The 26,483-nt window shown below is 49.1% G+C and carries 22 protein-coding genes and 1 tRNA gene; 10 read left to right on the top strand and 13 right to left on the bottom strand.

The genetic code is table 11. The annotated features are described in order from the left end of the window. Positions 1-5: 5 nt before the first annotated feature. Positions 6-482: an SsrA-binding protein SmpB gene (gene smpB, locus V4210_RS01330; RefSeq protein ID WP_338521055.1), complete on the top strand. Its 477-nt coding sequence runs from the start codon at positions 6-8 to the stop codon at positions 480-482. Here smpB and V4210_RS01325 read toward each other — a convergent pair. From V4210_RS01325 to V4210_RS01315, 3 genes are read right to left on the bottom strand one after another with little or no spacing between them, the layout of a single operon-like run. Beyond that, entirely contained in the window at positions 430-1,755 is a 1,326-nt protein-coding gene (locus tag V4210_RS01325) for a glycosyltransferase (RefSeq protein ID WP_338521054.1), read from the bottom strand. The two genes, smpB and V4210_RS01325, sit on opposite strands and share 53 nt — an antisense overlap. Next, positions 1,752-2,780: a glycosyltransferase family 4 protein gene (locus tag V4210_RS01320; RefSeq protein WP_338521053.1), complete on the bottom strand. Its 1,029-nt coding sequence runs from the start codon at positions 2,778-2,780 to the stop codon at positions 1,752-1,754. The genes V4210_RS01325 and V4210_RS01320 overlap by 4 nt, the downstream gene beginning before the upstream one ends. 8 nt (positions 2,781-2,788) lie before the next feature. Next, positions 2,789-3,496, bottom strand: coding sequence for a uridine monophosphate kinase (locus tag V4210_RS01315; protein ID WP_338521052.1), 708 nt, complete (start codon positions 3,494-3,496; stop codon positions 2,789-2,791). 90 nt (positions 3,497-3,586) lie between these two features. Between V4210_RS01315 and V4210_RS01310 the strand changes: the two genes are divergently transcribed. Further along, positions 3,587-4,396, top strand: a complete 810-nt coding sequence (locus V4210_RS01310) for an exodeoxyribonuclease III (RefSeq protein ID WP_338521051.1) — start codon at positions 3,587-3,589, stop codon at positions 4,394-4,396. 56 nt (positions 4,397-4,452) lie between these two features. Here V4210_RS01310 and V4210_RS01305 read toward each other — a convergent pair whose 3' ends face one another. Continuing rightward, positions 4,453-5,718 carry a PKD domain-containing protein gene (locus tag V4210_RS01305; RefSeq protein WP_338521050.1) on the bottom strand — a complete coding sequence of 422 codons (1,266 nt, stop codon included), beginning with the start codon at positions 5,716-5,718 and terminating at the stop codon, positions 4,453-4,455. 145 nt (positions 5,719-5,863) lie between these two features. On the opposite strand from V4210_RS01305, the gene V4210_RS01300 reads away from it, so the two are divergent. From V4210_RS01300 to V4210_RS01290, 3 genes are read left to right on the top strand one after another with little or no spacing between them, the layout of a single operon-like run. Continuing rightward, positions 5,864-6,724, top strand: a complete 861-nt coding sequence (locus tag V4210_RS01300; RefSeq protein WP_338521049.1) for a M15 family metallopeptidase — start codon at positions 5,864-5,866, stop codon at positions 6,722-6,724. Next, positions 6,721-7,527: a M15 family metallopeptidase gene (locus V4210_RS01295; RefSeq protein ID WP_338521048.1), complete on the top strand. Its 807-nt coding sequence runs from the start codon at positions 6,721-6,723 to the stop codon at positions 7,525-7,527. Before V4210_RS01300 ends, V4210_RS01295 begins: the two co-directional genes overlap by 4 nt. After that, the gene (locus V4210_RS01290; RefSeq protein WP_338521047.1) at positions 7,524-8,315 is read left to right on the top strand and encodes a hypothetical protein; all 792 of its coding nucleotides are present in this window, start codon (positions 7,524-7,526) and stop codon (positions 8,313-8,315) included. The genes V4210_RS01295 and V4210_RS01290 overlap by 4 nt, the downstream gene beginning before the upstream one ends. 449 nt (positions 8,316-8,764) lie before the next feature. Here the strand turns inward: V4210_RS01290 and V4210_RS01285 are convergent. Next, a tRNA-Leu gene (locus V4210_RS01285) sits at positions 8,765-8,851 on the bottom strand. 108 nt (positions 8,852-8,959) lie between these two features. Between V4210_RS01285 and V4210_RS01280 the strand changes: the two genes are divergently transcribed. Continuing rightward, a complete protein-coding gene (locus V4210_RS01280; RefSeq protein ID WP_338521046.1) occupies positions 8,960-10,225 on the top strand; it encodes a sortase in 1,266 nt (421 codons plus the stop codon). A 22-nt stretch (positions 10,226-10,247) separates the two neighbouring features. Here V4210_RS01280 and V4210_RS01275 read toward each other — a convergent pair whose 3' ends face one another. Further along, positions 10,248-11,738: a PEGA domain-containing protein gene (locus V4210_RS01275; RefSeq protein ID WP_338521045.1), complete on the bottom strand. Its 1,491-nt coding sequence runs from the start codon at positions 11,736-11,738 to the stop codon at positions 10,248-10,250. 100 nt (positions 11,739-11,838) lie between these two features. Here V4210_RS01275 and V4210_RS01270 point away from each other — a divergent pair, with 100 nt between their 5' ends. Both V4210_RS01270 and gltX read left to right on the top strand, forming a co-directional pair. Next, on the top strand, positions 11,839-12,837 hold the full coding sequence (locus V4210_RS01270) for a hypothetical protein (protein WP_338521044.1): 999 nt from the start codon (positions 11,839-11,841) through the stop codon (positions 12,835-12,837). Positions 12,838-12,849: 12 nt separating this feature from the next. Continuing rightward, on the top strand, positions 12,850-14,271 hold the full coding sequence (gene gltX, locus V4210_RS01265) for a glutamate--tRNA ligase (RefSeq protein ID WP_338521043.1): 1,422 nt from the start codon (positions 12,850-12,852) through the stop codon (positions 14,269-14,271). Positions 14,272-14,293: 22 nt separating this feature from the next. Here gltX and V4210_RS01260 read toward each other — a convergent pair whose 3' ends face one another. After that, on the bottom strand, positions 14,294-14,944 hold the full coding sequence (locus tag V4210_RS01260; protein ID WP_338521042.1) for a WhiB family transcriptional regulator: 651 nt from the start codon (positions 14,942-14,944) through the stop codon (positions 14,294-14,296). A gap of 244 nt (positions 14,945-15,188) precedes the next feature. Between V4210_RS01260 and V4210_RS01255 the strand changes: the two genes are divergently transcribed. Next, complete coding sequence (locus tag V4210_RS01255; protein WP_338521041.1) at positions 15,189-16,244, top strand: sigma factor-like helix-turn-helix DNA-binding protein; 1,056 nt, start codon at positions 15,189-15,191, stop codon at positions 16,242-16,244. Between the two features lie 37 nt (positions 16,245-16,281). Further along, complete coding sequence (locus tag V4210_RS01250; RefSeq protein WP_338521040.1) at positions 16,282-18,924, top strand: type IV secretory system conjugative DNA transfer family protein; 2,643 nt, start codon at positions 16,282-16,284, stop codon at positions 18,922-18,924. Positions 18,925-19,053: 129 nt separating this feature from the next. Here the strand turns inward: V4210_RS01250 and V4210_RS01245 are convergent, their stop codons facing one another. From V4210_RS01245 to V4210_RS01220, 6 genes are all read right to left on the bottom strand, one after another. Next, complete coding sequence (locus V4210_RS01245) at positions 19,054-19,509, bottom strand: nucleoside 2-deoxyribosyltransferase domain-containing protein (protein ID WP_338521039.1); 456 nt, start codon at positions 19,507-19,509, stop codon at positions 19,054-19,056. A 902-nt stretch (positions 19,510-20,411) separates the two neighbouring features. Beyond that, positions 20,412-21,314, bottom strand: coding sequence for a hypothetical protein (locus V4210_RS01240; RefSeq protein WP_338521038.1), 903 nt, complete (start codon positions 21,312-21,314; stop codon positions 20,412-20,414). After that, complete coding sequence (locus tag V4210_RS01235) at positions 21,315-22,478, bottom strand: UDP-N-acetylglucosamine--N-acetylmuramyl-(pentapeptide) pyrophosphoryl-undecaprenol N-acetylglucosamine transferase (protein WP_338521037.1); 1,164 nt, start codon at positions 22,476-22,478, stop codon at positions 21,315-21,317. Continuing rightward, complete coding sequence (locus V4210_RS01230; RefSeq protein WP_338521036.1) at positions 22,414-23,700, bottom strand: FtsW/RodA/SpoVE family cell cycle protein; 1,287 nt, start codon at positions 23,698-23,700, stop codon at positions 22,414-22,416. Before V4210_RS01230 ends, V4210_RS01235 begins: the two co-directional genes overlap by 65 nt. Continuing rightward, complete coding sequence (gene mraY, locus V4210_RS01225; RefSeq protein ID WP_338521035.1) at positions 23,693-24,730, bottom strand: phospho-N-acetylmuramoyl-pentapeptide-transferase; 1,038 nt, start codon at positions 24,728-24,730, stop codon at positions 23,693-23,695. Before mraY ends, V4210_RS01230 begins: the two co-directional genes overlap by 8 nt. Further along, the gene (locus V4210_RS01220) at positions 24,731-26,476 is read right to left on the bottom strand and encodes a peptidoglycan D,D-transpeptidase FtsI family protein (RefSeq protein WP_338521034.1); all 1,746 of its coding nucleotides are present in this window, start codon (positions 26,474-26,476) and stop codon (positions 24,731-24,733) included. Positions 26,477-26,483: the final 7 nt, after the last annotated feature.

Genomic DNA, 26,483 nt, shown 5'->3' with positions numbered 1-26,483 from the left:
GGACCATGCCAAAGCCCAAAGCAAAAAAGCCAGCTACCCACGTCGTCGTTAACCGTCGAGCACGGTTTGACTATGAGTTGGGTGAGGAAATCGTGGCCGGACTGGTGCTAACAGGACCAGAAGTACGAGCTGCACGCGACGGGCATGTCCAGCTCAAAGGTGCCTTTGTCAGCCTGAGAAATGATGAACTATGGCTCAATAACGCGAGTTTTTCGTTGCGACTGAATGTTCGTGGTCAGGCAAACACAAAAAGCGTCGATACCTCAGCGCGAAAGCTACTAGCTAGCCGTAAACAAATTGATCGATTTGCTGCCGCCAAACAACAGGGGCTTACCATCGTCCCGACCAAATTATTGACCAATGGCCGCTTCATTAAGATTATCATCGCACTCGGGCGGGGTAAAAAGCGTTACGACAAACGCGAGACCATCAAGCGTCGTGATCAAGATCGTGAGACGCGTCGGCAGCTTTCTGGTCGATAAGCTCTTGATACAATTTTTCCAGCTTCTTCACTTGGCGATTCTCAGTAAATTTGGCCGCCAATTTTTTACTGATAGCCCCAAATTCTTGACGCTTGTTGGCGTCCTCTAGCAAGGTAATGATCGCTCGCCCAAAGCTGGTCGGATTATCATTCGCGATGAAGCCATTCACGCCGTCTTGGACCACTTCTGACAGCTCTTTGTCCACTAGCACGATCGGCAACCCTGCGTGAGCCGCTTCATGCAGCACCCAACCCTGCGTGTCTTTCAGAGATGGAAAGGCAAACACGTCCAGCACCGAGTACGCCAGGCCGAGCTTTTCGCGCGGCATAGCGCCAGTGAAAATAATTCTGTCAGCATATTTGGTCGCGGCAGCCATTTCCTCCAGCGTCTTTCGGTATTCAAAATCACCAACAAACAATAATTTTGCCTTGGGCCGCTTCTTAGCGATGTGCCGCTCAAACGATTTGATGAGCAGCGGCAAATTCTTTTCTTCACCCAACCGACCAACAAATCCAAAAATTTCATCATCTTCTGCCAAGTTCCACTGCTCACGAAATGCTTTTACCTCAGTTTTTGTTGGACGAGGCAGCGCATTTACGCCATTTGGCATTAGCACCAATTCGTATTGATAATCATCGTACTGCCAGGACTTTAGTTGCTTGCAGCTCTTTCGACACAAGGCAATGACCGCGTCTGCTTTGCTATACAAAATGGTGATGACGCTTTCAATGATATCTTTGTTCCACTTAGTGACGCCCGCTCGCGGCTTGTATAATTTGGCGATTTCTAGTAGATCATGACCGCGCAATCTCACCGACACCGGGAAGACAATTCCCGCCAGCGCCAAGGCACCGGGCAGCACTGCTGGATAGTGATCGACGAACTCATAGATGTCAGTACAGTGCTGAATCACCAACGGAATATTATTCTTTTTGGCAGCCTTCACGCCAACCAAACCAATCTGCGACGGCGTAAACACATGCACCATGTCGAGTTCCATCTCTTTGATGCGACGCTGTACTGCCGGCGGGAAGAACACTGATGTGTCATAATCATCAAAAAACGCACCTTTGATTGATGGGAAACGGATGATACGTGAGTCAGAGTCTTCGTTGAGCAATTCGGCTTGTTTGGACGGGCTCATTGACTTGGCAGGGCAAAACACATAGACTTCATGCCCCAGGTTCTCCAGCTCTCGCTTGAGCGATTCAACCACAAAAACGATGCCATTGATTGATGGTCGATAGGTATCAGTAAACAGTCCAATTCTCATGATTCTAGTACGCTCCTGTAAAATTCCACTAATCGCTCGCCGCCAGCTCGACTGTCAAACCGTTTGGCAATCCGACCAGCTGCAGCAACTTGTTGTTTATACCATGTAGCATCATTCCGCAACTTATCTATCACCTTAACAGCATCTTGAGCTGAGGAAATAAACTGAGCATCTGGGCGAAATGTGTCGTCGTATTCATGAATATCTCTCAGGATGATTGGCAGTCCAGCACCCGCGGCTTCTAACACGCACATTGGGTGATTCTCTTGTTCAGCAGGCAAGAAGAAGGCGTCAGCCGCATGTAAATAGGTCATGACGTCTTTATGTTCAACTACGCCCGTGATGATCACATTGTCAGGAGCCGATGCTATCAAGTCTTGCATTTTGCCATATTCTGCGCCCAAATGTTTGAAAGGGATGCCGCCCACCCAGATAAATGTCGCCTCAGGCAAAGCTCGTGCCGTTTCAAAAAACGTGTCCAGACGCTTACGCGGCTGAACCTGTCCATTACCAACCACCACAAAGTCTGACGGCTTCAGTTTCAGTTTTTTACGAGCAGCTCGTTTGGTTTTTAGAGTAGACGCATAGCGACTCATGTCGACCGTATTGTATAGTACCTCCACGCGCGTTTTCAGCTTCATCGGACCAGTCATAGTTTCCTTAACCATGTTAGAACATGCTAATACCAAATCCGCTTGATTATACACCCAGCGCATATACGCTCGCACCAACCACTGCATTCTACTCATACCTTTGATGCTACCAACCAAGGAAGCAGGGATGACATGACCAGAGATAATCTTTTTACCACGCGAACGTTTGAGCATCCACATTGAATACAGGCCGATGGTCTGGGCATGGACGATGTCTGCATCAGAGCGGGCTTGATTGACCACGACGGACGTGTCTTTTCTCGCCTTAAGCGCATTTGTCATCTCTACAAAAGCAGTGTGAACACCATGGCCTTGGACAGTAAACTCACTCTCGGAAATCATATCGACGTTCAGTCGAGTCTTGCGTGTCATACTACCTATTATACCACAAGTCGCGTCCCAACCGCTTCGCCCCTGGCAGCACGCACGATATTGCCGTCACTCAGCAAGTCGCAAATAATCATTGGCTTTTTCTCTTCAGCAGCCAAGCCAATAGCTGCTTTATCCATCACGCCAATATCTGGATTTGCCAAAACTTCGTCATAGGTCAATTGGTCAAATTTGACAGCGTCAGCAAACTGGACCGGGTCCTTGTCGTACACACCATCCACCTTAGTAGCTTTGATCACCACATCGCACTGCATCTCTAGCGCCAAATTGACGGCTGCCGTGTCAGTGGTCAAAAACGGCCTTCCAGTACCGCAGCCAACCACCACTACACGACCTTTTTCTAAGTGACTGACTGCTCGTCGGTAGGTATACTGATCGACAAATTGATTCACTTCCACTGTCGACAGGGCACGCGTTGCCAAACCGTCATCATTAAAGACATCAGCCAGCGTAATGGCATTAATCAGCGTCGCCAGCATACCTGCGTTGTGCGCCGTCACGTCACCAATGCCACTACCAGCAATTTGTGCACCGCGCACATAATTACCACCGCCAACCATGATGACGACTTGCGTTCCGCTCGCCACCACTGGCTTAATTTGTTCGGCAATCCACCGCGCTCTGGCGTGATCAAATCCACCAGCATATTGTCCTTGTAGTTGTTCGCCCGAAAGCTTGAGAAGAATCCTGTTATACATACTTTCATTGTAACAATTTATGCCGCTTCTTGCACAAACCCCGCCATACCAAGCCTATACGCGGCTCACAAAACCCGCTACAATAGCCACATGAAGCTATTTTCCTGGAACGTCAACGGCATCCGCGCAGTCCTGAACAAAGGCGAGTTTGCCACATTTATCGAAACCTACGGCCCGGATATTATTTGTTTGCAAGAAACCAAAGCCCAACGCGGGCAAGTCGAGTTAGATCTGCCACAATTTTATGAGCATTTCTATTCGGCAGCCAAAAAGGGCTATTCTGGCACCGCCATATTTTCAAAGCAACCAGCGCTGAACTATCTTGACGGCTTCCCGGCGGACATCGCCGACAAATACAACCTATCCGCCGACGAGTATGGCAACCCCAATGATGAGGGGCGTATCATCGCTGCTGAGTTTGACGGGTTTTGGCTAGTTACATGCTATACGCCAAATTCCAAAGGCGACCTCAGCCGCCTCAGCCTGCGTCATGACCGGTGGGATCCAGCTTGTCTAGAATATCTCAAAGGGCTGGAGCAGGGACGTTACGGCGCCGCCAAGCCAGTACTGTACTGCGGCGACATGAACGTGGCCCATCAAGACATCGACCTTGCCAGACCCAAAGATAACGTCGGTAAGCACGGCTTTACCGACGAGGAACGAGCCGGCTTTCAGGCGTATCTGAACGCTGGTTTTGTCGATGTGTTTCGCGCACACCATCCAACAACAGCAGACGCTTACACTTGGTGGACACACTGGGCCAATGCCAGAGCCCGAAACGTTGGTTGGCGCATTGACTATTGGCTGGTAAGCCAAGAACTAGCACCGTCCATCAAACAAGCACGCATCCACCCTGAGCAACTGGGTTCCGATCACTGTCCAGTCAGTATAGAACTCTAGCCCACAAAAAAGCACCCGAGTTGTCCGGGTGCTTTTAGTGTTAGTAAGCGCTCAGATTATTGGCGGCGGCTTACGATGTAGGCAACGGCAGAAGCAGCAAGTGAGCCGAGACCAAAGATTGAAAGGAGCGCGTCAGTCGTACCAGTTCGTGGCAACTCAGTTGTTGTTGGAGCTGGTGGGGTAGGTTGCTTAGGAGCAGGAGGGGTAGTCGGAGGAGTGCTTGGCTTACATGCGTCGCTGTCCACTGATGCGTATCCCTCGTTCTTTTGGTCCTTAGTCCAGACGCTGATGATCTGCTTGGTCTTGATGTCACAGACTTTAACCTTACAGTCTTCTTCGTTCTTTGAGTAACCTTCCTTGTTTTCTTCACTCTTGCGTACGGTTATGATCTCACCAGTTTTGGTGTCACAAACCTTGACTTTTTCACAGTCAGCAAAGTTCTTTGAGTGTTTGCTTGTGTCGTATTCACTTTCTTTGATAGTGACAATTGTGTCAGTCTTCAAGTCACAAACTTGAATTTTTGGCTCTTCAGTCACCGTGATGGTAACTTTACAGTTTTGGCTGGTTACGCCATTGTTGATGGTAACAGTTGCAGTGTAAGTACCAGCCTTTGTGTAGGTGTGCTCAGCCTTGTTGCTGCTACCAGTTGTCTTTTGGCCATCGCCAAAGTCGAAAGTATAGCTACTAATGCTTGCACCATTCTTTGCAGTTGCAGTCGCAGCAAAGGCGAACTTGTTGCGGGTACCAGCGACTTTTTGCGCGCTCAATGCGTCACACGTCAATACTGGCTTTGGAGCTGGTGTTGGTGGAGGTGTTGGTTCACCCCAAAGTGGGTTACCACAGTCCTTGATAACTGCCTGAACGAATTTACCATTACCGTCCAACCATACAAACACTGGCTTCTTACTTGCCACTGGCATAAAGCTGTGACGAATCAAGTAGCTTGGGTATGATTTACCACCAATTTGCTGGTAGTTGATTGGGTTGGTGTAGTTAACGTGACGGCGCTGAATGGTTTTTGCATTCGTTGCTACGACACGACCGTTCACTGTAACGGTGTTGTTTGAAGCGTCTGCCACACCTTCGTGCATACCAGCGCCCTCAACCATTGATTGTGTAATGCCGAAGTAGTTGTAAATACCACGGACTTCGCTGTCGCTGTGATAAGCCGACTTCATGGCACTATGAGTCATAGTACCACAACGAACGATCTTGATATCTGAACAGCCGACGGCATCAGAAGGCGTAGCATACCAAATACCACCGATAATTGCGGCAGTAATAGAGCCAGCCAAAAGTACTCTCTTTACTATTTTATTCATTGTTTCCTCCTCAACCTTACTATTTCTCACCGGTTGTTACGGTCCATATTAGCACAAACTTTTGTATTTGTCAATAAAAATGTATAAATATATTGCTTATGGTTTCCGTAAGTCTGCTATAATAGAAAATATCTAGAGGTAATGCATGAAAATTCAAAGACAATTTCCTTGGAAAGAACTGATCAAATGGGGAAGCGCCGTTTTGGCGTGTCTTGGTGTTGCTTATTTGCTGTATCTCAATAACCAATACGAAAGGAAGCCAGTAGACAACACACCAGGCCAAATCCAGGAAAAGCCCGCCGTCGAATCAGCACCGGCACCAGCACCAAAAGAGGTCCAGGTCGCGCTGCCTGGAGCTACGCCAATTTCAGCCAGACAAGAGGACTACCAAGCCGACGGCAGTATCTGGCAAATCGTCAACCAAACGCGCGGCTTCAAGCAGCCAACCTATGTGCCGAGCGACCTGCAAACCGCAGATGTACCGACCCTGCCAGGTAGGGGGCCAGAAGAGCGATCTCTACGAGCAGCGATTATGCCAGATCTAAAAGCATTGATGGCAGCAGCCGAAAGCGCTGGCTCACCAGTACGCCTGGGGAGTGGATATCGCAGCTATCAGACGCAAGTCGGGCTATTTAACCGATACGCCCGTCAAGTTGGTGAAGCACAGGCAGCACGATTTAGTGCCCGACCTGGCTATAGCGAACATCAATCCGGCTTAGCTCTAGACTTTGGCTCGCCAGACGGCAGGTGCTGGGTGGACGATTGTTTCAAAAACACCAAAGCAGGGAAATGGTTGGCGGCCCATGCTCACGAATACGGCTTCATCCTGCGCTATCCAGAAGGCAAACAATCAATCGTTGGTTATCAATACGAAGCCTGGCATTTCCGTTACGTCGGCCGTGAACTCGCTGGCGCGCTGCACCAGTCCGGCTTAACCCTGGAAGAAGCATTACCATATCTAGAAAAAGCACAAAATGAACTGAAGCAAAAGGAGACGTCGTCATGAAACTATCAGCTGGGCGGGCAGGGCTGGCATTCGTATTATCTGCATGGGTAACGTTTAGCGGGCTGCTGATATGGGGTGGCTTACAGGCCAGTCAACAGAGCCAAGAAGTTAATCAATTAGCAGCAACCTCAGTCTGGAAACCAGACGCTGTCGTGGAGTTCACTCATAATAATACAACCGAGAAGTTGACCATACCAAGCTGGCGACGACTTGATGATGGCAACATCTGGGCGCACGTTTGGAAACAACACGGCCTTGATCCAAACTATCAGCCAGAGCTGGCAAATCTTGAAGAGGTGAAAGTTGGTAAATGGGTCGAGGACAAACGCCTGCGCCCACAAGCACTGAACAATCTCAAGCCATTCGCAAAAGCCGCGGAGGCAGCCGGTCATCCCATATTGGTCACCAGCGCTTATCGCTCCTACGCCGACCAAGAAAAGACCCGCAAAGAGCTAGCTCGCACCAACGGGCAATTGTACGCTGATGAATTCGTGGCAGAACCAGGCAAGAGTGAGCATCAACTGGGGCTGGCGGTGGACTTTTCATCATACACCGAACAATGCATGGAGAAGTTTACCGCCTGCCGCCTCGACAAGGCTTCCGCCGAGTGGCTGGCGGCTCATGCTCACGAATACGGCTTCATCCTGCGCTATCCAGAAGGCAAGCAGGCCATCACTGGCGTCGCACCAGAATCCTGGCACTTCCGCTATGTCGGCAAGGACCTAGCAGGCTTTATGCACCGCAACAAGCTCACGCTCGAAGAAGTGATGACACAGCTAAAGAAAGCTCGTGAAGCCTCATGAATTCGTCATACTGGCAGCGTCAGGAGCCAGGCAAGCCTCTGTTTCCTGATGTTGAGTGGAATCGTCCCGAACGGCTTGACCAGTCTGGGCGCTTAGCCATCATCGGTGGTAACAAACTGGGCTTTTCGTCTGTCGCTGAGGCCTACGCAACCGCTCAAACAACTGGTGTTGGCCAGGTTCGCGTATTACTGCCCGACGTTCTCAAAAAAAGCGTACCGTCCAGTATGACTGATGTTTTGTTCGCGCCAACCAATCCATCTGGCAGCCTAGCGCAAGCAGCACTCACGGAAGCCGTATCGCTCCGTGACTGGTCCGACGTACTCTTACTGATCGGCGACTCTGGCAGAAATAGTCAAACCGCGATCATCCACGAAGAACTGGTTAAGCACTCACAACAACCAGTCGTCATCACTCGTGACGCCATCGACCTACTACAAAACAGTTTTGCGGAGATTTTGGACAATCAGCATGTGGTATTTGTGGCTTCTTTTGCTCAAGTACAAAAAATATTTCGCTCAGTGTACTATCCAAAAATGCTGACGTTCAGCATCCAACTAGCACAGTTCGTCGACATACTTCATAAATTCACCATCACCTATCCAGTCACCATCTGCACCTTCCACGCCGAACACGTAGTCATCGCCCACGGCGGTACCGTCGTCACCCAAGCCTGGCATGAGCCGATGGCCATCTGGCGTGGAGTCGTTGGCACAAAAATCGCCAGCTACTTGGTATGGTCACCCAGCTCACCACTAGCCGCTGCCAGCACCGCTGTCTGCACAGGGTAATTACTCGCAGCAAGCATTGACATTTTATATTTTTAGTGATATAATGCAAGGTAGCTTTCGCTCGAAGCTTCGTCAAAGGGCGGAAGTCGCCCTTTAGCTTTGAGCGATACACTCCTGAGAGGAGGTGTATTATGCTCAAATGGGGGGAGACAGAAATCCCGCTCTCATTTGGCCTGGCTGTAGTCTGTTCTATTACAGCAGCCGGCCTCGTTCTCACCACCGAAGCCTGGTGGTGGATTATGGCCTGCCTGGTCTGCTCCATCGCCTTTACCTGTCACGGTATAAGGCGGCTGAAGTGATAAGATACCCTATGAGGTATCCTAAGCCCGCTGAGAAAATAGCTCGCCTTGAGGCCTCACGTCTCGGCTGGAGCCTCTCGGTGGGCTATTTTCTTTGCTCATATATAAAAATCGCCCAGTCAGTGGGCGATGGTTGCTTGGAGCGACCTCTGGTACCGCGGGCCGGACTTGAACCGGCACGAGCTATTGCTCACCAGATTTTGAGTCTAGCGCGTCTACCAATTCCGCCACCGCGGCACGAGAGAGCGCTCCAAAACTACTGGTTATTATATCACGTCATCCTCGCCCTCGACAAGGGGATATTTTTGTTTTTTTGGTGATTTTCCTGTATCATTAAACATAAGTATGAACCCCGGAAGTCCACGACCATTCCAACCGCCAGCGCGCGACCAATCATCGACGCGCAATGCTGCTGCTGATGTTATCCGCGGGCAAATCAACTCGATCTATACTGGCAATTCATCTGATGCTGCACCCCACACTACGCCTGCGCCAGCCAGCACAACGCCACAAGAGCCAGCACTGCAACCGCAACCTCAGCCACAAGCCGCTACACCAGTAGCCAAACCAGCTCCACAGACCGAGCCGCAGGGCCACCGCCTTAATACTACGCCACCTACTGACACGACCACCGCAACCACCAGCCAGCCCACTCAACTAGCCAACAGCACACCACAAGCCACGCCAGATCAGTGGCAGCAATACCACAGTGCCTGGCAAAAATATTATCAGATGTATTATGAACGGTATTACGCCAACCACCTGAATGCTCAACAGTCTCCATCTCAGCGGCCGCAAACCAGCACTCCAGAGGCAGCAGACACCTTGTCACCACAACAGCAGGCCATTCGCGATCTGCGCTCCAAGATCCGCAATACCGTCAACGACTCCGCCAAAAAAGTGCGCAATTCTCGACATTTCATCCCAGCCCTTGCTGGAACCATGGTCATGTTGGCCTTTGTCTTCCTGCAATACAACCGAGTCATTTTGGGTACTGTCGCAGCCTATACCAGCCCCGGCAATATTGAGCCACAAAACATCATCGTCGACCCAAGCATTGACACCAAAGTCAGCGCTGAACCAAAGATTATCATCCCGAAGATTAATGTTGATGCACCCGTGGTGTACGGCGCCGCACCAGATGTACAATCACAGCGCAAAGCCATGGAAAAAGGCGTAGCGCACTTTGCCGTTTCTGGAGCAAGCGCGCTACCAGGACAGGCAGGAAATGTTGTATTGGCTGGGCACTCCAGCAATGACGCCTTTGCCGCCGGAGGATATAAATTCATCTTCGCCCAAAACGAAAAACTTCAAAAAGACGACGTCATATATCTTAACTACGAAGGCAAACGATACACCTATAAAATCACTGGTTCAGAAGTCGTCAAACCGAACGAGGTCACCAAAATCCAAACTGGCACCCAAAAACCAATGCTCACGCTGGTCAGCTGTGTTCCTGTTGGCACTGCCGACAAGCGTCTGTTGGTCTATGCTGATCAAATCAGCCCAGACCCCAACACCGCTTCTGCTGCTGCTGAAAACAACGCAACAGGACAAATACCAGGCAATCCATCGCCAACCGTCTTGGAGCGTATCTTTGGCGCTCGATAACCGGAAAATCACCTCCTTGAGTTTATGATTCGGTCGTCATCTTCAAACGACTGAGAACTAATTTGTCACCGTCACCGACAAACGAGTAGAGATATTTACCGTCAGGGGACAGCGCTGCGTCGTAACCAGTAGCCACGGGAGTCAGTGTGTGCGCATTGGTGCCATCAAACTCCTGGATCACCAAGTTGCCACTCGCGTTACGTCGCCAGACATAGAACTCATCCAGCCATTTGAGCTCACTCGCTGCATCAAGCGCGATGACTGGCGAAATAGTCTCTCGCTCGATGTCATAATTAACAAAGCCTGTCTCATCTTTGACGATCACCATTCGACCGTCACTGTTTAGCGTCAGATCTTTGATGGTCCGTCCAAACGCTACCTTTTTCACGGAATTCAAAAACTTTTTTACCGCTTCTGAGTCCTCGGTTGGTGGACGCAAATCACCGCGATAGATCTGCGCTGTGTCATTGACCGTCACAACCACGGTGTCTTTATTGAAATACTTTGAAGCCTTGATTTTGACTATATCATCAGTCTGCGCTGACGCAGCTCGATACATGATGCGCGACTGTTCCCAGCCTTTTTTCCACACACCAGCCACTTTGACATTTGCTTCAGTACCGACATAAGCGATCGTCTCACTGCCATACAACACAAACGACTGAACACCAGATAACACTGGACGCGACAGGGAAGCACCGCCCACATTCATCTGGCGTACATGACCACCATTTTGCAAGACGTATAGCTCATTACCATTCGTACCGATGAAATGCGCGTCCAAAATATCCACGCTGGCGATATTCGTCACATCAATCATTTCTTTTGGATTATCCCGGTCAAAGCGCAGCCACTGAATCTTGCTGTCAGAGCCCTCTGGGGTGTAAGTATGCTTGAATAGTACGTAGCGGCCCGCAAAGTCCCACTCAGCGATGGCAAATTGATGCTTGGTCGTTGCCACATCATACTGCGCCAAATGTTGTGTGCTAATGTCAGTTTCCGTAAATTTAGGATTGTTGTACGACCGAACATCACCCCAAAACAGTTTCGGTGTTCCGTTCACCACGCCAGTACCAGCCATGAACCGCCCGCCAGGCGCAAACTTAGCTGATTCTAGCACTGGATATTCTTTCAAATTGGTGACCTCTTTCTTCTCGGGGATCATCCGAGCATACACCAAATGCGTCACCGTACCAGCCTTGATGTCCAAAGTCTTTTGCCATGGCTCATAGCCGTTCAGTTTCATAGTGAATTGGTGTTGCCCAGGTACGATCAGGCCCTTGGTTTGAGTCAGATTAAATGCGTTGCCATCGATTGACACCTGTGCGCCACGCGGGAATGAATCGTATTGCACTAAGCTGTTTTGTTCGATTTTCAGATCTTTTGAATTGAATTGATAGCCAAAGTTGTGCCACAAAAGAACGATGATTAGACCAATCACCATCAGCGTCATGGTAGTGTACACCAAAGTACGACGCACGATTTCTTTTGCGGAGGTATTGTTGTGGTACATAAAACGAATTATACCACATTTTCGCCCTTGCAAAAACCGCTGGCACTTTGTACTATAATATATAGAAGTTCGCGAGGGAACATCGTAACAAGGGGAAGAAATGAAACAAGAATTTATCAATGTCAATGGTAAGGCATACGACCCAGTCACAGGACTGCCATTACCAATCTCAGTCGCAACATCACCAACCGTAGCGCCAACGCAGCCCAAACGCGTCGTCAAGGCATCAACCGCACGCGGTACAACTACTGCAACTATTCACCGTGTTCCAGTACAGAAATCAGCCACCCTCAGCCGACGACACATCAAACGACCCCCTCAAAAATCCCTCGCTACTCGTCCAGTTAGGACCCCACATACGGCCGTACAGCAACACGTTGCCGTGAAAAAATTCTCCCCTCAGATAGCTCAAAAACCAGCAGTAGAGGCGCTCAAAAAACCTGTTCAGATAGATCGTCCGGCAGAAGTGCACCCAGTTGTACAACGCGCCAAGCAGCGACAAATTACCAAGGCGCCCGTCGCGCCAATTCAGAAAGCCGAGCCAAAGCCAGCATCAATTCTCAAAAATGAGGCCATCAGCGAAGCCTTGGCTAAAGCTCAAGAGCCAAAACCAGACAAACATCACCGCGCCAAGCGCAAGCAAAGCAAACTGAAGCGGTGGACCAGCCTGGCTTCTGCAGGGCTTGCCATCATGCTACTCGGTGGCTATTTCACCTATCTCAGCATGCCAAACATTTCCATTCGTGTCGCCGCCCTGCAGTCTGGTATCAACGCCACTTATCCTGGTTACAAACCAAATGGCTATGCGCTCAACGGCCCAATTTCCTTCAAGCAGGGAGAGGTTAGTATGAAATTTGCATACGCTGACGGCACTGCTAACTACACAATTTCTCAGAGCAAGAGCAACTGGGATTCAGCCGCTGTCAAAGAATACATCTCAGGAAAATCAGGTGCGCCAGCTACAACCATCGTCGATGGCCTGACTATTTTTGCAGCAGGAGAAAATGTCGCTTGGGTCAATGGTGGCATCTTGTACCAAATCAACAGCCACGCTCCACTCTCCAGCGAACAGATTCGCAAAATAGCTACCAGCATGTAGTATAATGTCATCATGACTATTCGTACTCGTTTTGCGCCATCACCAACCGGCTATATTCATGTTGGAAATGTTCGAGCGGCTTTGTTCCCGTGGCTACTGACACGCCAGCAGGGAGGCTCATTTATCTTACGCATCGAGGACACTGACCGATCGCGGTTTGTGCCTGGCGCTGAAGATTTGATATTGGACACCTTGGAATGGCTCGGCATCGACTGGGACGAAGGGCCACGCAAAGGTGGATCACATGGACCATACCACCAGTCAGAACGGCTAGAGATCTACCACACCTGGGCAAAAAAGCTGGTAGAAAAGGGGCTCGCCTATGCCGATCCGTACACACCTGAAGAGGTACAAGGCTTTCGAGAAGAAGCACGCGCCTTGAAAAAAGCTTTCTTATACCGTGACTATCGGCCAGAAAATCCCCCAGAGTGGGACGGCACTCAGCCACTCCGGTTCAAAGTGACCTCTCTCAAACGATACACGTGGAACGACCCTGTCATGGGCGAATTGTCAGCTGGTCCTGAGGCTCTAGACGATTTCATCCTCATCAAAGCCGATGGCTATCCAACCTACAATTTTGCGCACATCATTGACGACTTTGAGATGGGCATCACTCACGTCATTCGCGGACTGGAATATATCTCCAGTACTCCTAAATATTTGAGTCTATACGAAGCCCTGGAAATCACACCACCAACCTTGGTTTGCTTACCACACATCATGGCTCCAGATGGCAGGAAAAAACTTGGTAAACGAGACGGCGCCAAAAGCGTGACTGATTACCGAACTGACGGAATCCTGCCAGAGGCCATGCTGAATTTCTTGGCATCTATGGGCTGGAACGATGGCACTGAGCAGGAAATCTTCAGCAGGCAAGAGCTGATCGATAAATTCAGTCTCGACCGAGTACAGCGTTCGGGCGCACGTTTTGACGAGAAGCGTTTGCTGTGGATGAATGGACAATGGATCCGCCAAATCAACCTAGACGACCTCTACCAACGAGTAGAGAGCTATTGGCCACAATCAGCTGCCCAGTTTGATGCGTCATACAAACACCAAGTCTTGGCTCTAGTGCAAGATCGGCTCAAAACACTGGCTGAGCTACCCATGATGAGTCACTTTTTCTTTGAAGAGCCAGAAGTCAACTGGGAACTGATCACCAGTAATAAGCAGCTGAAAAAATTATCTGATGGTGAAATTCACGCGCTACTGCAAACCGCACATGACAAGCTGGCAGAGTTGGCCGACTGGAGCCCTGAAACCATCCAAGAAACGCTAAACCAGCTACTAGAAATCACTGGTCAAAAGCCTGGCGTACTGTTCAGTCTCATTCGCATCGTCACGACATGGGCACCTTTCAGTCCACAGCTCAACGACACGCTGGCATTGTTTGGCAAAGACAAAACCCTCAGCCGCATCGCTAGCCAATTGTAATGATATTCGCATTTAGGGATGACTATGACTTTTGGTCAGTCTCGTGTATTTTTTCCTTGATTTCCTTTAAGAGTCCTAACCGATCACGAGGAGCGTAACCACCCTTGACACCTAACGTTTTAACATCCTTAGTACTAAATCGAGCCTCTTCCGCAAGCGCAGTCTTCAGGCAGTCAGTCTTTACTGGACATTTTTCACACAGCTTAGTAGTAAATGTACCAACCGCTCTCTTAGCACATAGTTTGCGCATATCCCAGTCTGGATTTACTGCATCATGATTACCAACAACCTCATTAATGGCAGCCTGAAGCGGAGGCACAAACCTCTCCGAATTAACAGGCTCCATTACGGCTGGTTGATATCCTTCAGACGCACCACTAAGGTGGTAGTACGTGACGGTCGTATTAGTATCTTGAACAACCGTTTTTTTCAAACATTCAAAAGACCCGTCCTCCTCAGCTTCAATTTCACTTAGTGCTTGTCGAATTGTTTCATTAAACAGACCAGCTTTAATGAGAGACTTGGAGCCGTGAGCTTCGCACCACTGCTGAGATAGCTGCGGCACCGTCATTGATTGCCCATCTGCCAAGCAGTCAATGATGAAATTTTGCACCGCTTTCAAGTCTTCTAGAGACGCTGTTGTTTCCATCGAGGTTTTTCCTAATTCATTCATAATGATAACTATATAATATAGCTCATATTTTACAAAGCATAGCCGTAATCACTAGTGCCATACCATATAAACCGCTTATTGTATATACATCAAACAACCCATTGCAAAAATCGTAAAGAACGTGCTATAATTTGTAAAAGCAGCACAAATATTTGACTTGAGTTACATATTGTTGTATAATCAAGCACATAGAGATGATAAAAATATATGCAGGGTGTGGCAGAGAGGATACTTGGAATATACCATGAGCAAACCAGAAATAGCTGACGCGGCAGAGAGTTTGAATACAGCGGTTGCGGATATTCTTGGTAGCATTTCTCAAGAGCGTGAGCGTGAAATCATTTCACGTCGCTTTGGGCTGGAAGACAGGAAAGAGACATTGGAACAGATCGGTGAGATGCTGGGCATTACTCGTGAGCGCGTTCGTCAACTTGAAAAAGCCATCCTCACCAAACTGCGTGCGTCAGTAGCAGAAGACAAATTGCCATCTGTTAATTCTGCCGAAAAGCTCATCGTTTCGCATCTGTCAGAAATGGGCCGTGGTGCTCGTATGCAAAACTTGACATCGCACATTTTGGGTCGTGATGCGACACTCCTGGAGCGCTCAGCTGTCGCTTTCTTGGCAGAATTAGCGCCAGGCTTGACTGTTATCAATGAAAATGACGATTTCTATCAGTCCGCGGTCATCTCATCCGTCGGTGACGAAAAGTCAGTGAAAAAACAAGTTGAAGAAATTGTTAAATTCATCAAAAAACACGGCCAGCCAATCACCGCTGAAGCAATTCACGAGTCCATGGACTATGAGCATCCACAGAATATCGCAGCACTGGCGTCCATCAGCAAGAAGCTGGCTGAGCTGAAAGGGAACTGGGGACTCATCAAGTGGCCAACCGTCAATCCGAAAAATATTCGCGACAAAATTTTTGTCATCCTGGACGACAACGGCAAACCAATGCACTTTTCAGAGATCGCCAAGGCCATCAAAGACAGCGATTTTAAGCGCAAAAACGTCACCACACAAGCGATTCACAACGAACTCATCAAAGATAGCCGCTTCGTGCTGATCGGTCGCGGTATCTATGCGCTGGACTCATGGGGCTACAGCCGCGGCACTGTTGCTGATATCATCACCGACATCCTCAAAGAAGCTGATCAGCCACTGCACCGCGACGAGATCATCAAACGAGTTTTGGACAAACGCCAAGTCAAAGAAACGACTATTTTGTTAAACCTGCAGTCAAAATCACAGTTCAAGCGTGTCGCCAAAGCCACTTACGTGTTTGAACAGCAACAAGCCTGATTGTATTGTTACATCAAATATGGGATAATTTAATAGCATGGAAATATTTTCCTGGACTATAACATTATTGATGCAGTGGTATGTTTGGTTGCCGCTGGTTATTTTGTTATCTTTTTTGACGTGGCGCAATTATCAACAGCTCAATGAATTTATCTCGAGCGACAACGTTTTGCTCATTTTGGAGATCCCAAAAACCAATGATAAGAAAGAGCTTGCTGCTGAGCAGTTGTTTGCCAGCTTGCACGGCATCCTGCGTGATAAACGTGAACTCAAACTGAGCAGGGGAGCGCAGGAACATTTGAGTTTTGAGGTGGCTTCGGTCAATGGGCAAATCCGGTTCTATGTCTGGACACCGCGGTCTCTGCAGAGCTTCGTCGAGGGGCAAATCTACGCCCAATACCCAACCGTCCAAATTCACCAGGCTAGTGAAGATTATACCGAGCACGAACGTGATCATTCAGTAACATACACTACTGAGATGACTTTGACGGCGTCTGAATTTTTACCAATCAAAACATTCCAAACCTTTGAAGTTGACCCGCTGGCTGGCATCACGGGAACATTAGCAAAGCTAGAGTCAACAGGCGAAGAATTGTGGATTCAAGTGCTGGCTAAACCAGTTGAGGACTCATGGCAAATCGAAGCTGACCACTGGATATCACGCCTGCGTGAAGGCTCTGCCAGCATCCTACCAAGTGTTGGTGGTAGCATGCGGTGGCTCGGTGGTTTGTTTGCTGCTTTGTGGCGACCACCAGAGGAAGGATTGGCTGGCGGCAAGGGTCCAGAAATATCTGAGCGCAATAAAACTCGCATCGCTGAAGCTGAAAAGAAAGCCACCAAACTGGGCTACGAAGTAAAAATCCGCTTAGCATATCTGGGAGAGAACCAAACCAACGCCAAGCTGCGCATGCAAGCCTTGGTGGGGACTTTCAAACAGTTTAATTCTACAAACCTAAACGGCTTTAAGCCCATCAAAGCCGCCTACGGCAAAGAATTTTTAGAAAAATATCGTCGTCGTGCATTTTTTGGCGATGGTTTCATCCTCAATATCGAAGAGCTGGCTTCTGTCTTTCACCTGCCACACACCAATGTTGAGACGCCAAACATCGTCTGGGCCAGTGCTAAAACCGCCGAACCGCCGTCCAAGCTACCTGTCCTGACTGGTAGCGACGCCAATGACGACCAGATTTCCGCCTTTGGCGTCACCAATTTCCGCGGTATCAACCACCAATTCGGCATGCTGCGCTACGACCGCTCGCGCCACGTCTACATCATCGGTCAGACCGGAGCAGGTAAGTCTGGGTTGCTTGAATTATTCGCGCTCAGTGACATCTTTCACAACCAAGGCTACGCCATCATCGACCCGCACGGCGACTTCGCCATCAACAACATGAAATTTATCCCCGGCTCACGCCTGAACGACGTCGTCTATTTCAACCCGGCCGACACCGCCTATCCACTCGGCTTCAACCCGCTGGAAGTCACCAACCCGAACCAAAAAACGAACATTTCATCAGAGGTCATCGGCGTTTTGAAGCGCATGTTCGGCGAGAGTTGGGGGCCGCGACTGGAGTATATTTTGCGCTACACCATCCTGGCGCTGCTCGACCGGCCAGAGACGACCATGCTCGACATCACCCGCATGCTAACTGATAAAAATTTCCGCAAAGAAACGCTGGGCTATTGCCGCGACACCGTGGTCTTGCAATTCTGGAACGTCGAATTCGCCAGCTGGAACGACAAGTTCGTCGCCGAGGCGGTCGCGCCAGTCCTCAACAAAGTCGGCGCCTTTACTGCCAACCCCATCATCCGCAACATCATCGGCCAGCCCGAATCCACCTTCAATATCCGCCAAATCATGGACGAGGGCAAAATCCTCATCGTGAATCTATCCAAGGGCCTCATCGGCGAGGACAACGCCGCCATCCTCGGTTCATTCTTGGTCACCAAGATTCAGCTGGCCGCTATGTCGCGCTCTGACATCCCAGATATCCGCGACCGCCGCCCATTTTACCTCTACGTTGACGAGTTCCAGAACTTCGCCACCGACTCATTCGCCACCATCCTGTCCGAAGCCCGCAAATACGGCCTTAACCTGACCGTCGCCAACCAGTACATCTCACAGATGAATGAAACCGTGCGCGATGCAGTCTTTGGCAACGTCGGCACCATGATCTCATTCCGCGTGTCTGCTGATGACGCACCAATTCTCGCCAAACAATTTGAGCCGAATTTTGAAGCCGTCGACCTCTTGCAGATGCACAATCGTAACTTTGTCATCAACATGGTCATCGGGGGAGAGAAGACGCCAGCCTTCTCCGCACGCACCCTCGAACTTCCGCCAAGCCAGGCCGATAATACCCTGCACATCATCGAGCATTCACGACGCATGTACTCACGGAGCAGGGAGGATGTTGAAAAAGAAATCAATGCGGCTATCATGCCGCAACCACAGCCGCAGAAGCAGGCGCCTCGGCCCGCCGCTCAGCCAATTACCAAACAGCCAGCTCAGCAACCTATTGCTACTGCCAATGCCCGTCCAGCCCAGCCGCAACCAGCCCCAAACAGCAATGAAGTCGTTTTGCAGATCCGCGGCAATAGCGCAAACACCACAGCTGACTCAACTGCTACCACCGCACCAAAAAAGCGGCGACGTAGGCGGAAGAAGAGTGCTGCGTAAAACAAACCATTACAATAGCCGACACCTTCAGCTACAATAGTTTTACAGTCCCTTAAGTAAGGATTATACCAATATCTAAATTATTAGGGAACTATAACGCTGTCCAGCTATGCGGTTGATGTCATTTTATCAAATACTAAGCGCACCTACAGCAGCTTGCACCACATCAGCAAGCTCACTATATATTGGAAAATCAGGGTCATAACAGCGCACCTGTGTAATGATATCAAATCGTCTCGAATACTCTGGATGTACGCCAATCACCACACGCGATCCGCTCTCAAGTTCCTTACCCAGCTCAAACAGCGCGATAGGGCAGAGGGACTCCTTTGGAAACCAAAACAACACCACTCGCGCCCGCTTGAGGTATCCATATTCCCACTCTATCTGATGCGTTGCTCCTTTGCCTTGAAGGGCTAGTGCTCTCTTACGACGTGGATTGGCCACTGCTATGTCTTGATCGCGTAGCAGCGCGAGCGCCTCCGCTTGCCAGTCTGGGCAATTGGTAATACCTCCCGCTAAAAACAAATCTACCGACGGTACTATCTCGTGCAAACCCCTATTGTCAGGTGAAATAACTCTCATATCCCTATGATAATATCATCCAGCAAAAACAGCAACCGTATCTAAGGCGGCAGAGAAGTGATCCCTGCCCAGCTGACACGGCACCAACCTCGCCTTCCGTCAAACCTCACATGCGTTAGTCACTGAAGGATTATAGAACAAAAAGGGAACTTAAAATATTAGCATATACCGTACGCCAGCACATAGCCATAGCATCCTGATATATTGCTATGGTTCGGTAAACAAGGAGCCTCAAGGCTCAAGATCCAGAAGCTAGAAATTCACGATATAGACAAAATGATCAACAGACATATGGCAAAGGGCAAGCTAAGTAATTTTTAACCGACCAAACGCCACAGGCAACTAAAATCCAATTGTAACATATCAAAATCAATGAGTGTGTATTCATAAAAGAGAAATATTCTTAATGTCGCACAATGTATGTTTTACGAACTGTATAGGAGATAACCATGTATGATAATGAGTGCGGCACACATAGCTATATAAGGATATATCCAGCTAACTAAGCAGGGGCTTTGGAGTCTACCATCTTCTACTGCGCGAACAAATTGTAACTTTTGCTCTTATCATTACTCATCACACACTGTGCCTTGAAATATAAGTATATACCCACACGCTTGTATGGCTTCTGAAAGACCCATGCAGTAAAACTACAAGCGCCCAACGTAGTATTTACTACATTATACCGTGATCAGTTTTCCACATTATAACATCTTGGATGATCGACCTGTATTTGACTTTTTTCTTTTTTTATTCCCCCGCTCTGTTTTTTTGTGGATTCCCTACATTTGACTTTTTGGTTTTTGCATATTGTAATATATATTTTTGCCATTCTCATTTTAGAACAAAAAGAGAACAAGGCATCAGGCTGGGTGATACCCCACTTCACTAACCTATATCCCCTATTTATAAAATACTCGTTGGTCTACCCGCACGTCGAGATACTCTGGTCGCAGTCGCCTCTCGTCGATGAAGCGCATAGCTTTAATGGCTTGCTCAACTTGTGCCACTGCTGCCCTGTCGACGGTCATCTTGACTGCATAGCCCTTACCCTCAATCAAGAACAGCACTTGACGAACGGTATCTTGCGGCAAGACAATCTCTGAAACGGATAGCTTGTTCTTGGTAAATTGCGAAACAGCCTGCCCCAAAAAGCTCAAAAAACGTTGATTGACCACCTCTTGCCCACCAGAAAGCGGTGCACCACTTTGGTCTTTAACAGTCAGCTTTGGTGGTGCAAAATAATTACGTTCAAACGTTACGCCCGATTCATCAACAAAATATGTCTTTTCACCAGAAGACCACTGCGCAAGCGGCTGGCGAAACGTGAGTTTAGCGGTCGCCATACCAGCGCCAAATGTCTCTATGCGCACGGTTTTGACCTCTGGCGCGTGAGAAAGGAAATATTGATGCAATGCGTCTTGGTTGAGGAATGGCTTGAATCGCTCAGCAGGGCGTGAAGCATAATAATCAGTTAAAACCTTCTTGTAGGTCGCAGCTTGCTGACCGCTGGCTGTATCAGGCGTTTGTATGGAGATTGATAGCGACAGCTGGAAAGACAATAGAATCAACACCACCAAAGCAGCTAATATCATACCTATCCGCTGCATGAAAGCTTTTTGTAGATCCTGGCGTTTATGGTGGATGGTTCGCTCAGAGACTTCATCTTGCTGCTTTCGAAAGCTACTGATGGTACGGTTGAGCTGGAAGGCGGACGATTCTTTGATGATATCATCACGCATTCGACGCGGACTATTGTTGGCCGGTGACCGCTGTTTTATTTTTTTCCTGCCAAGCAGTGACATCTACTGTCGCCTCCCCTGTTTACCAGCAGCTTCCAGGATCATTTCAGCCATATCACCAGCAGCATGCGGTTTAGCAAATTTGAGGAAATTACTACCCAAATCATGACGAATCTTCGGGGATCTGAGTAGTTTGATTAGTGTATCGCCTAGTAGATCAGGGTTCTTATCTAGTTGATCTTCGTTCACAATCACCGCAGCCAGGGCGTCTTGATAGACCTTAGCGTTTTTCAGCTGGTGGCCGGCTGTCAGCCTGCCATTTGGGATGATGACTGTTGGCATACCCAGCGCCGCCAACTCTAATAGCGTTGTTGCCCCAGCTCGCGCGACGACCACATCTGCAGCCGCTAACGCCTGTGCCATTTGTGGTCCATGCAAAAACGATTCCAAGCGCCAACCATCACGACGGTCCAAAGTTTTGCTCAGCTCGTTGTATTGATGTTGTCCAGATATCAAAAATACCGAGGCGGCCTCCAGAAGCCTATCACGATTCTTCGCCACAGCGTTGTTGATGCGCACAGCACCCAGCCCGCCACCAGTGACAACCACTAGCGGCCGTGACGGGTCAAACCCTAACTGTGCCTTGATGTCTCGCTTTTCCACGTCAGTATACGGCCGGAACTTATCTGAAATTGGTACCCCAACATATGTTGCTATCTGAGGAGAATAGCGATAATACTCGAGCGGTGCGCCCGTACCAATGCGCTTAGCAAATGGCGACAGCAGCCTGTTAGTCAACCCTGGATGAGCGTCAGAGTCATGCAGCACCAATGGAATTCTCAGTAATCGCGCAGCATAGCCAACTGGCAGACAAACATAACCACCTTTGATGAAGATGACGTCAGGGCGCCACATTAGCAGCTTGCAAAAGCTCTGCACAAAACCAATGATAACCTTGCACAAGTCGTATAAGTTAGGAAATAGGATTGAGGGTGCTAAATGCTGCAATTTGCTCTCACCGTGATAGCGACGCAATTTACCGGCGGTGATGAACGAAACCGGAATATCATAGTCGGATTCTGCAACCACTTTCTTTGCCGTTGGCCCAAACTTGCGGTCGCACCAAAATCGTAGCTCGTGCTCTCCCCTATTCTTTAACTCCTTAAACACGGCGACCACGGGCGTAACGTGTCCGCCCGAACCGCCGCCGACCGCTAAGATCCGCATGGCTATCCTTCCCTTCTGTTAATGGCTTGTGCGATGTGTAGCAAGACAGCTGAAAAACTAATCCAAGGGCCGCAGCGATGAACAGCATGCTGGTTCCACCATAACTCAATAGTGGCAATGGGATACCAGTCAATGGTGCCACCCCCGTCATAGCTGCCACATTCAATATCACGTGAGAAGCAACCCAACCAAACACACCAGCTGCCACTAATCGAAGTCTAGGGTCAGGCAGTCGCGCAGCAATGTGCAAAATACCAAGCAGCAAGGCGGTAAATAGCCCCAAAATGATCAGCAGTCCAACAAAACCAAATGTCTCACCCATGATGGCAAAGATCGAGTCGTTGATAGCCTCGGGCAGGTAGCCCGACACCTGCACGCTCTTCCCGATACCCAGTCCTAAGATACCACCCGAACCGATGGCGATGCGTGCCTGCTGCACGTGATAAGTGTTGCTGCTGCTATCCATAGACGATGTGTTCGAGTGATCACCCTGAAAGAACGTCATGACGCGCTCCAAGCGGTGCGGCGCGATGAGGATGAGCATGACGCCCGCCGCCAACAGAACGCCCACTATTTTCCAGAGAATATCTGACCGCATACCTGAGACCACCAACATAGACAAAACGATGGCGACCAACGCCAATCCAGTTCCCAGGTCCTTTTGTAGCACTACCACGATGAACATGGCTATCGCTGCTGCAATACCGAGCGGGATGAGCGTTTCCTCCACGTCGTTGATTTTGCCTTGTCGCATACGTTTACCCAAAAATCCAGCGATAAACACTAAGATACCAAATTTTAACAATTCAGCCGGCTGAAAACTTCCCAGCCCGCCGAGGTAAAACCAGCGATACGCACCATTGGTTTCCTGCGCAAACGAAACGCCCAGCATACCCAACGCCACCAGCAAAAAGCAGAAAAACAAGCCACCGACAAATAGCCAATTTGCGTATTTTTCAGTGAAAATTTTATATGGAATAATAGCACATGCAGCAAACGCTGCAAAGGAAATCACAACAGAAATAAGCTGCTTGTTAAAGAAGAACATATCGCTATAGTTCGTGCCGTATGCAAAATTCATGACATTGGCTCGTTGCGGCCCCAAAGCATACATCACCACCAAACCCAATAGCAACAATAGGCTGACATATAACGCCACCTGATAGACCGGCCGATGCTTACGAATCGTCCCGGCTGGCACACTAGGCATAGTATTACGCAATATGCCCTCCTGCCAAAGCCACGAGGAAACCGATGAACGCCATCACACATCCAATCACCCAAAAACGCATGGTAATCTTGGTCTCCGGCCAGCCACTAGCCTCCAGATGATGGTGAATTGGTGCAGATTTGAAAATTTTTCGGCCAAACAGTCGCTTGCTGGCAATTTGTAACGCGCTAGAACCTGCTTCGACCACAAATAACAAACCGATGATCGGGAGTAATAGTAATGAGTTTGTCAGCATCGCCACCACGCCCAAGCTTGCTCCATAGGCAAAAGCACCTACATCGCCCATAAAGAACCTCGCTGGATAGATATTAAACCACAGATAGCTGAGTAGCGCGCCAACGACCGTAAAACAAAAGCCAGCCAGCAAGAAGTTTCCCTGCAGTAGCGCAATCACGCCAAACATCACAAAACTGATAGCCAGCAGTCCGCCCGCCAGGCCATCCAGGCCATCTGAAATATTAACCGCATTACCCGTAGCGACGACCGCAAACGCGAACAGAGGTATGATCAGCCAACCAACTGATAGATCGCCATAAAACGGTACGTGAAAACTACTAACGCCCAATTTAGCAAAGAAGAACCATCCAAGCACCAAACCAATCAGCGTAATCAGCGCAAACTTAACTGGCGCCCGCATGCCAGCGTCTTTTTTATTACTACCAAAGATGTTCAAATAATCATCGATCAATCCCACAGCCGCGCCACCAACAAAAGCTGCCAACGGCAACCATGTTTGCCGGCGGTCCAGGTTAAATAACAGCGTGATCAAGACGATGGAAACTACACCAATAATGCCAGCCATCGTAGGGATATGGCGACGCAATTTCTCCTCGTGAAGTTTATCAAACACCTGCAACTTCTCGCCAGTCACCGCAGAAGTGCGTTGCCGTTTCCAGAACTGATATCTATAAGCAAAGAACGTATAAATTGGCGTCAAAAACATTGCCAGTAGGAACGCTGCTAGACTCAACACGAATATATATGTCATTTCGTTTGTTACCGTTTGTATATAGCTTTTCATTTAGGATCTCCTCGGTGATAATTTCAAATACTCAATCATCCAGTTCGAAATATCAGTAAAAATTGGCGACGCATGCACACTACCTTCCAGCGCAACATGTTTATTTGGTGCCGATACCCTTATCATTATGACATATTCTGGCTTATCTGTGCCACCAAAACCAACATAGGTACCAGCCGTTTCTTTCATGCTATATGCACCATTCACCAACAACTCCACCGTACCCGTTTTACCACCGATCAGATAGCCCGGCTTGTCATCTTTGCCGACATAGAACGAATGACGCGCCGTATCTAGCATCGTGCGCATCTGAGTAGACGTCTCCGCGCTTACTGTGTGGCGTAGCGGCTGTGGTTTTGACCACTCGACAGCATCGCCCTTTTTCACCCCAGCGACAACCGTTGGACGGTAGTACACTCCTCCGTTGATGATTGAGCAAAACGCCGAGGTAACTTGAATTGGTGTCAAATTTATTCCCTGACCGAACGTCATGTTTGCGTACCGAACTTCATTTCCCTCTTGTTCAGTCGGACTAGTGATCAACCCTTGCGCCTCTGCAAGCTCAATTCCTGTTTTCTCACCAAAACCATATTTATCATGGAAATATTGATAAATCGTCTGTCGTGCAGCGTTATTGATATACGAGCCGTCGCCTAATTTTCGCCCAACTGTCACTGTACCAACATTGTGAGAGTTGTTTAGCGCTTGCTGCATGGTGGTCGTACCAGTCAAACCGCGCACTGCATTACAAATTTTACGGTCACCGACTTGGGTACAATCAGTGTTTTGGTAGGTCGTGTTTGGAGTGATCGCGCCTTTGTCAATTCCCATCGCCATGGTAAATGATTTCATGATTGACCCCGGTTCTTGCGGCGTCATGGTCGCGGCGTTGATGAACGCAGCAGCATTTTGAACCTTGTTATACTCGGCAGGATTGAACGTCGGGTAATTCGCCATGGCCAGCACTCGGCCATTGTTTGGATTCATCACCACTACACTACCCTCGGTACCACCTGCCTTTTGCAGGCCACGTTTGAGGGCTTCTTCGGCATAACTCTGAACGTTGCGATCAATTGACAACACTAAATCTTCGCCCGCCTTCGCCTCAATATTTACATCATTCTTACCTATCATCAGCGGCACATTTCGCACATCTGTCACTGCTCGTAGCAGCCCATCACTACCTTTGAGTCGCTTGTCCAACGCGCCCTCTACGCCATACTGACCTTCACCATTCGCATTTACAAAGCCCAGTACCTGCGCGCCTAAAGCCCCTTCTGGATAATTCCGAACCGAGTTGAGCTGATACAATACGCCTGAAAAATCCTTCTTCTTCATCTGCTCAGCCTGATCTAACGTCAAACCGCGCGCCAAAACTTCATAGCGTGACTTTTTATTAGCAAGTCGCCCCTCAGCATTCTCCATGAGCTTATCGCCAGCTATCTGACGCAGCGCTTGGATGATCTCATGACGCTGACTGTCAGAAACGGTTTGTGGATCAGCCACCACATTAAATATCATACGGTTCAGCACCACCGGAGCCGGCGTCTTGCCGTCCATCATGTAAATTTCACCTCGCGTGGCCGGAATCACCAACGTGCGCTGCTGATTGCGCGCTGCCAGCTCGACATACTTACCGTGCTGCAGCACCTGTAAGTGAAATAATCTCAACACAAAAACTGCCATTATCCCCAGCAGAATAATGGCGAGTAGACTCGTTCGTGATTGCGCAAGTCGCCCCTTCATAGTGCTT

The sequence above is a fragment of the Candidatus Nanosynbacter featherlites genome (genome assembly GCF_037013405.1).
GTDB classification, from domain to species: domain Bacteria; phylum Patescibacteriota; class Saccharimonadia; order Saccharimonadales; family Saccharimonadaceae; genus Nanosynbacter; species Nanosynbacter featherlites_B.
Note: the sequence above shows the minus strand (reverse complement) of the source record. Positions and strands in the feature narration are given on the sequence as shown.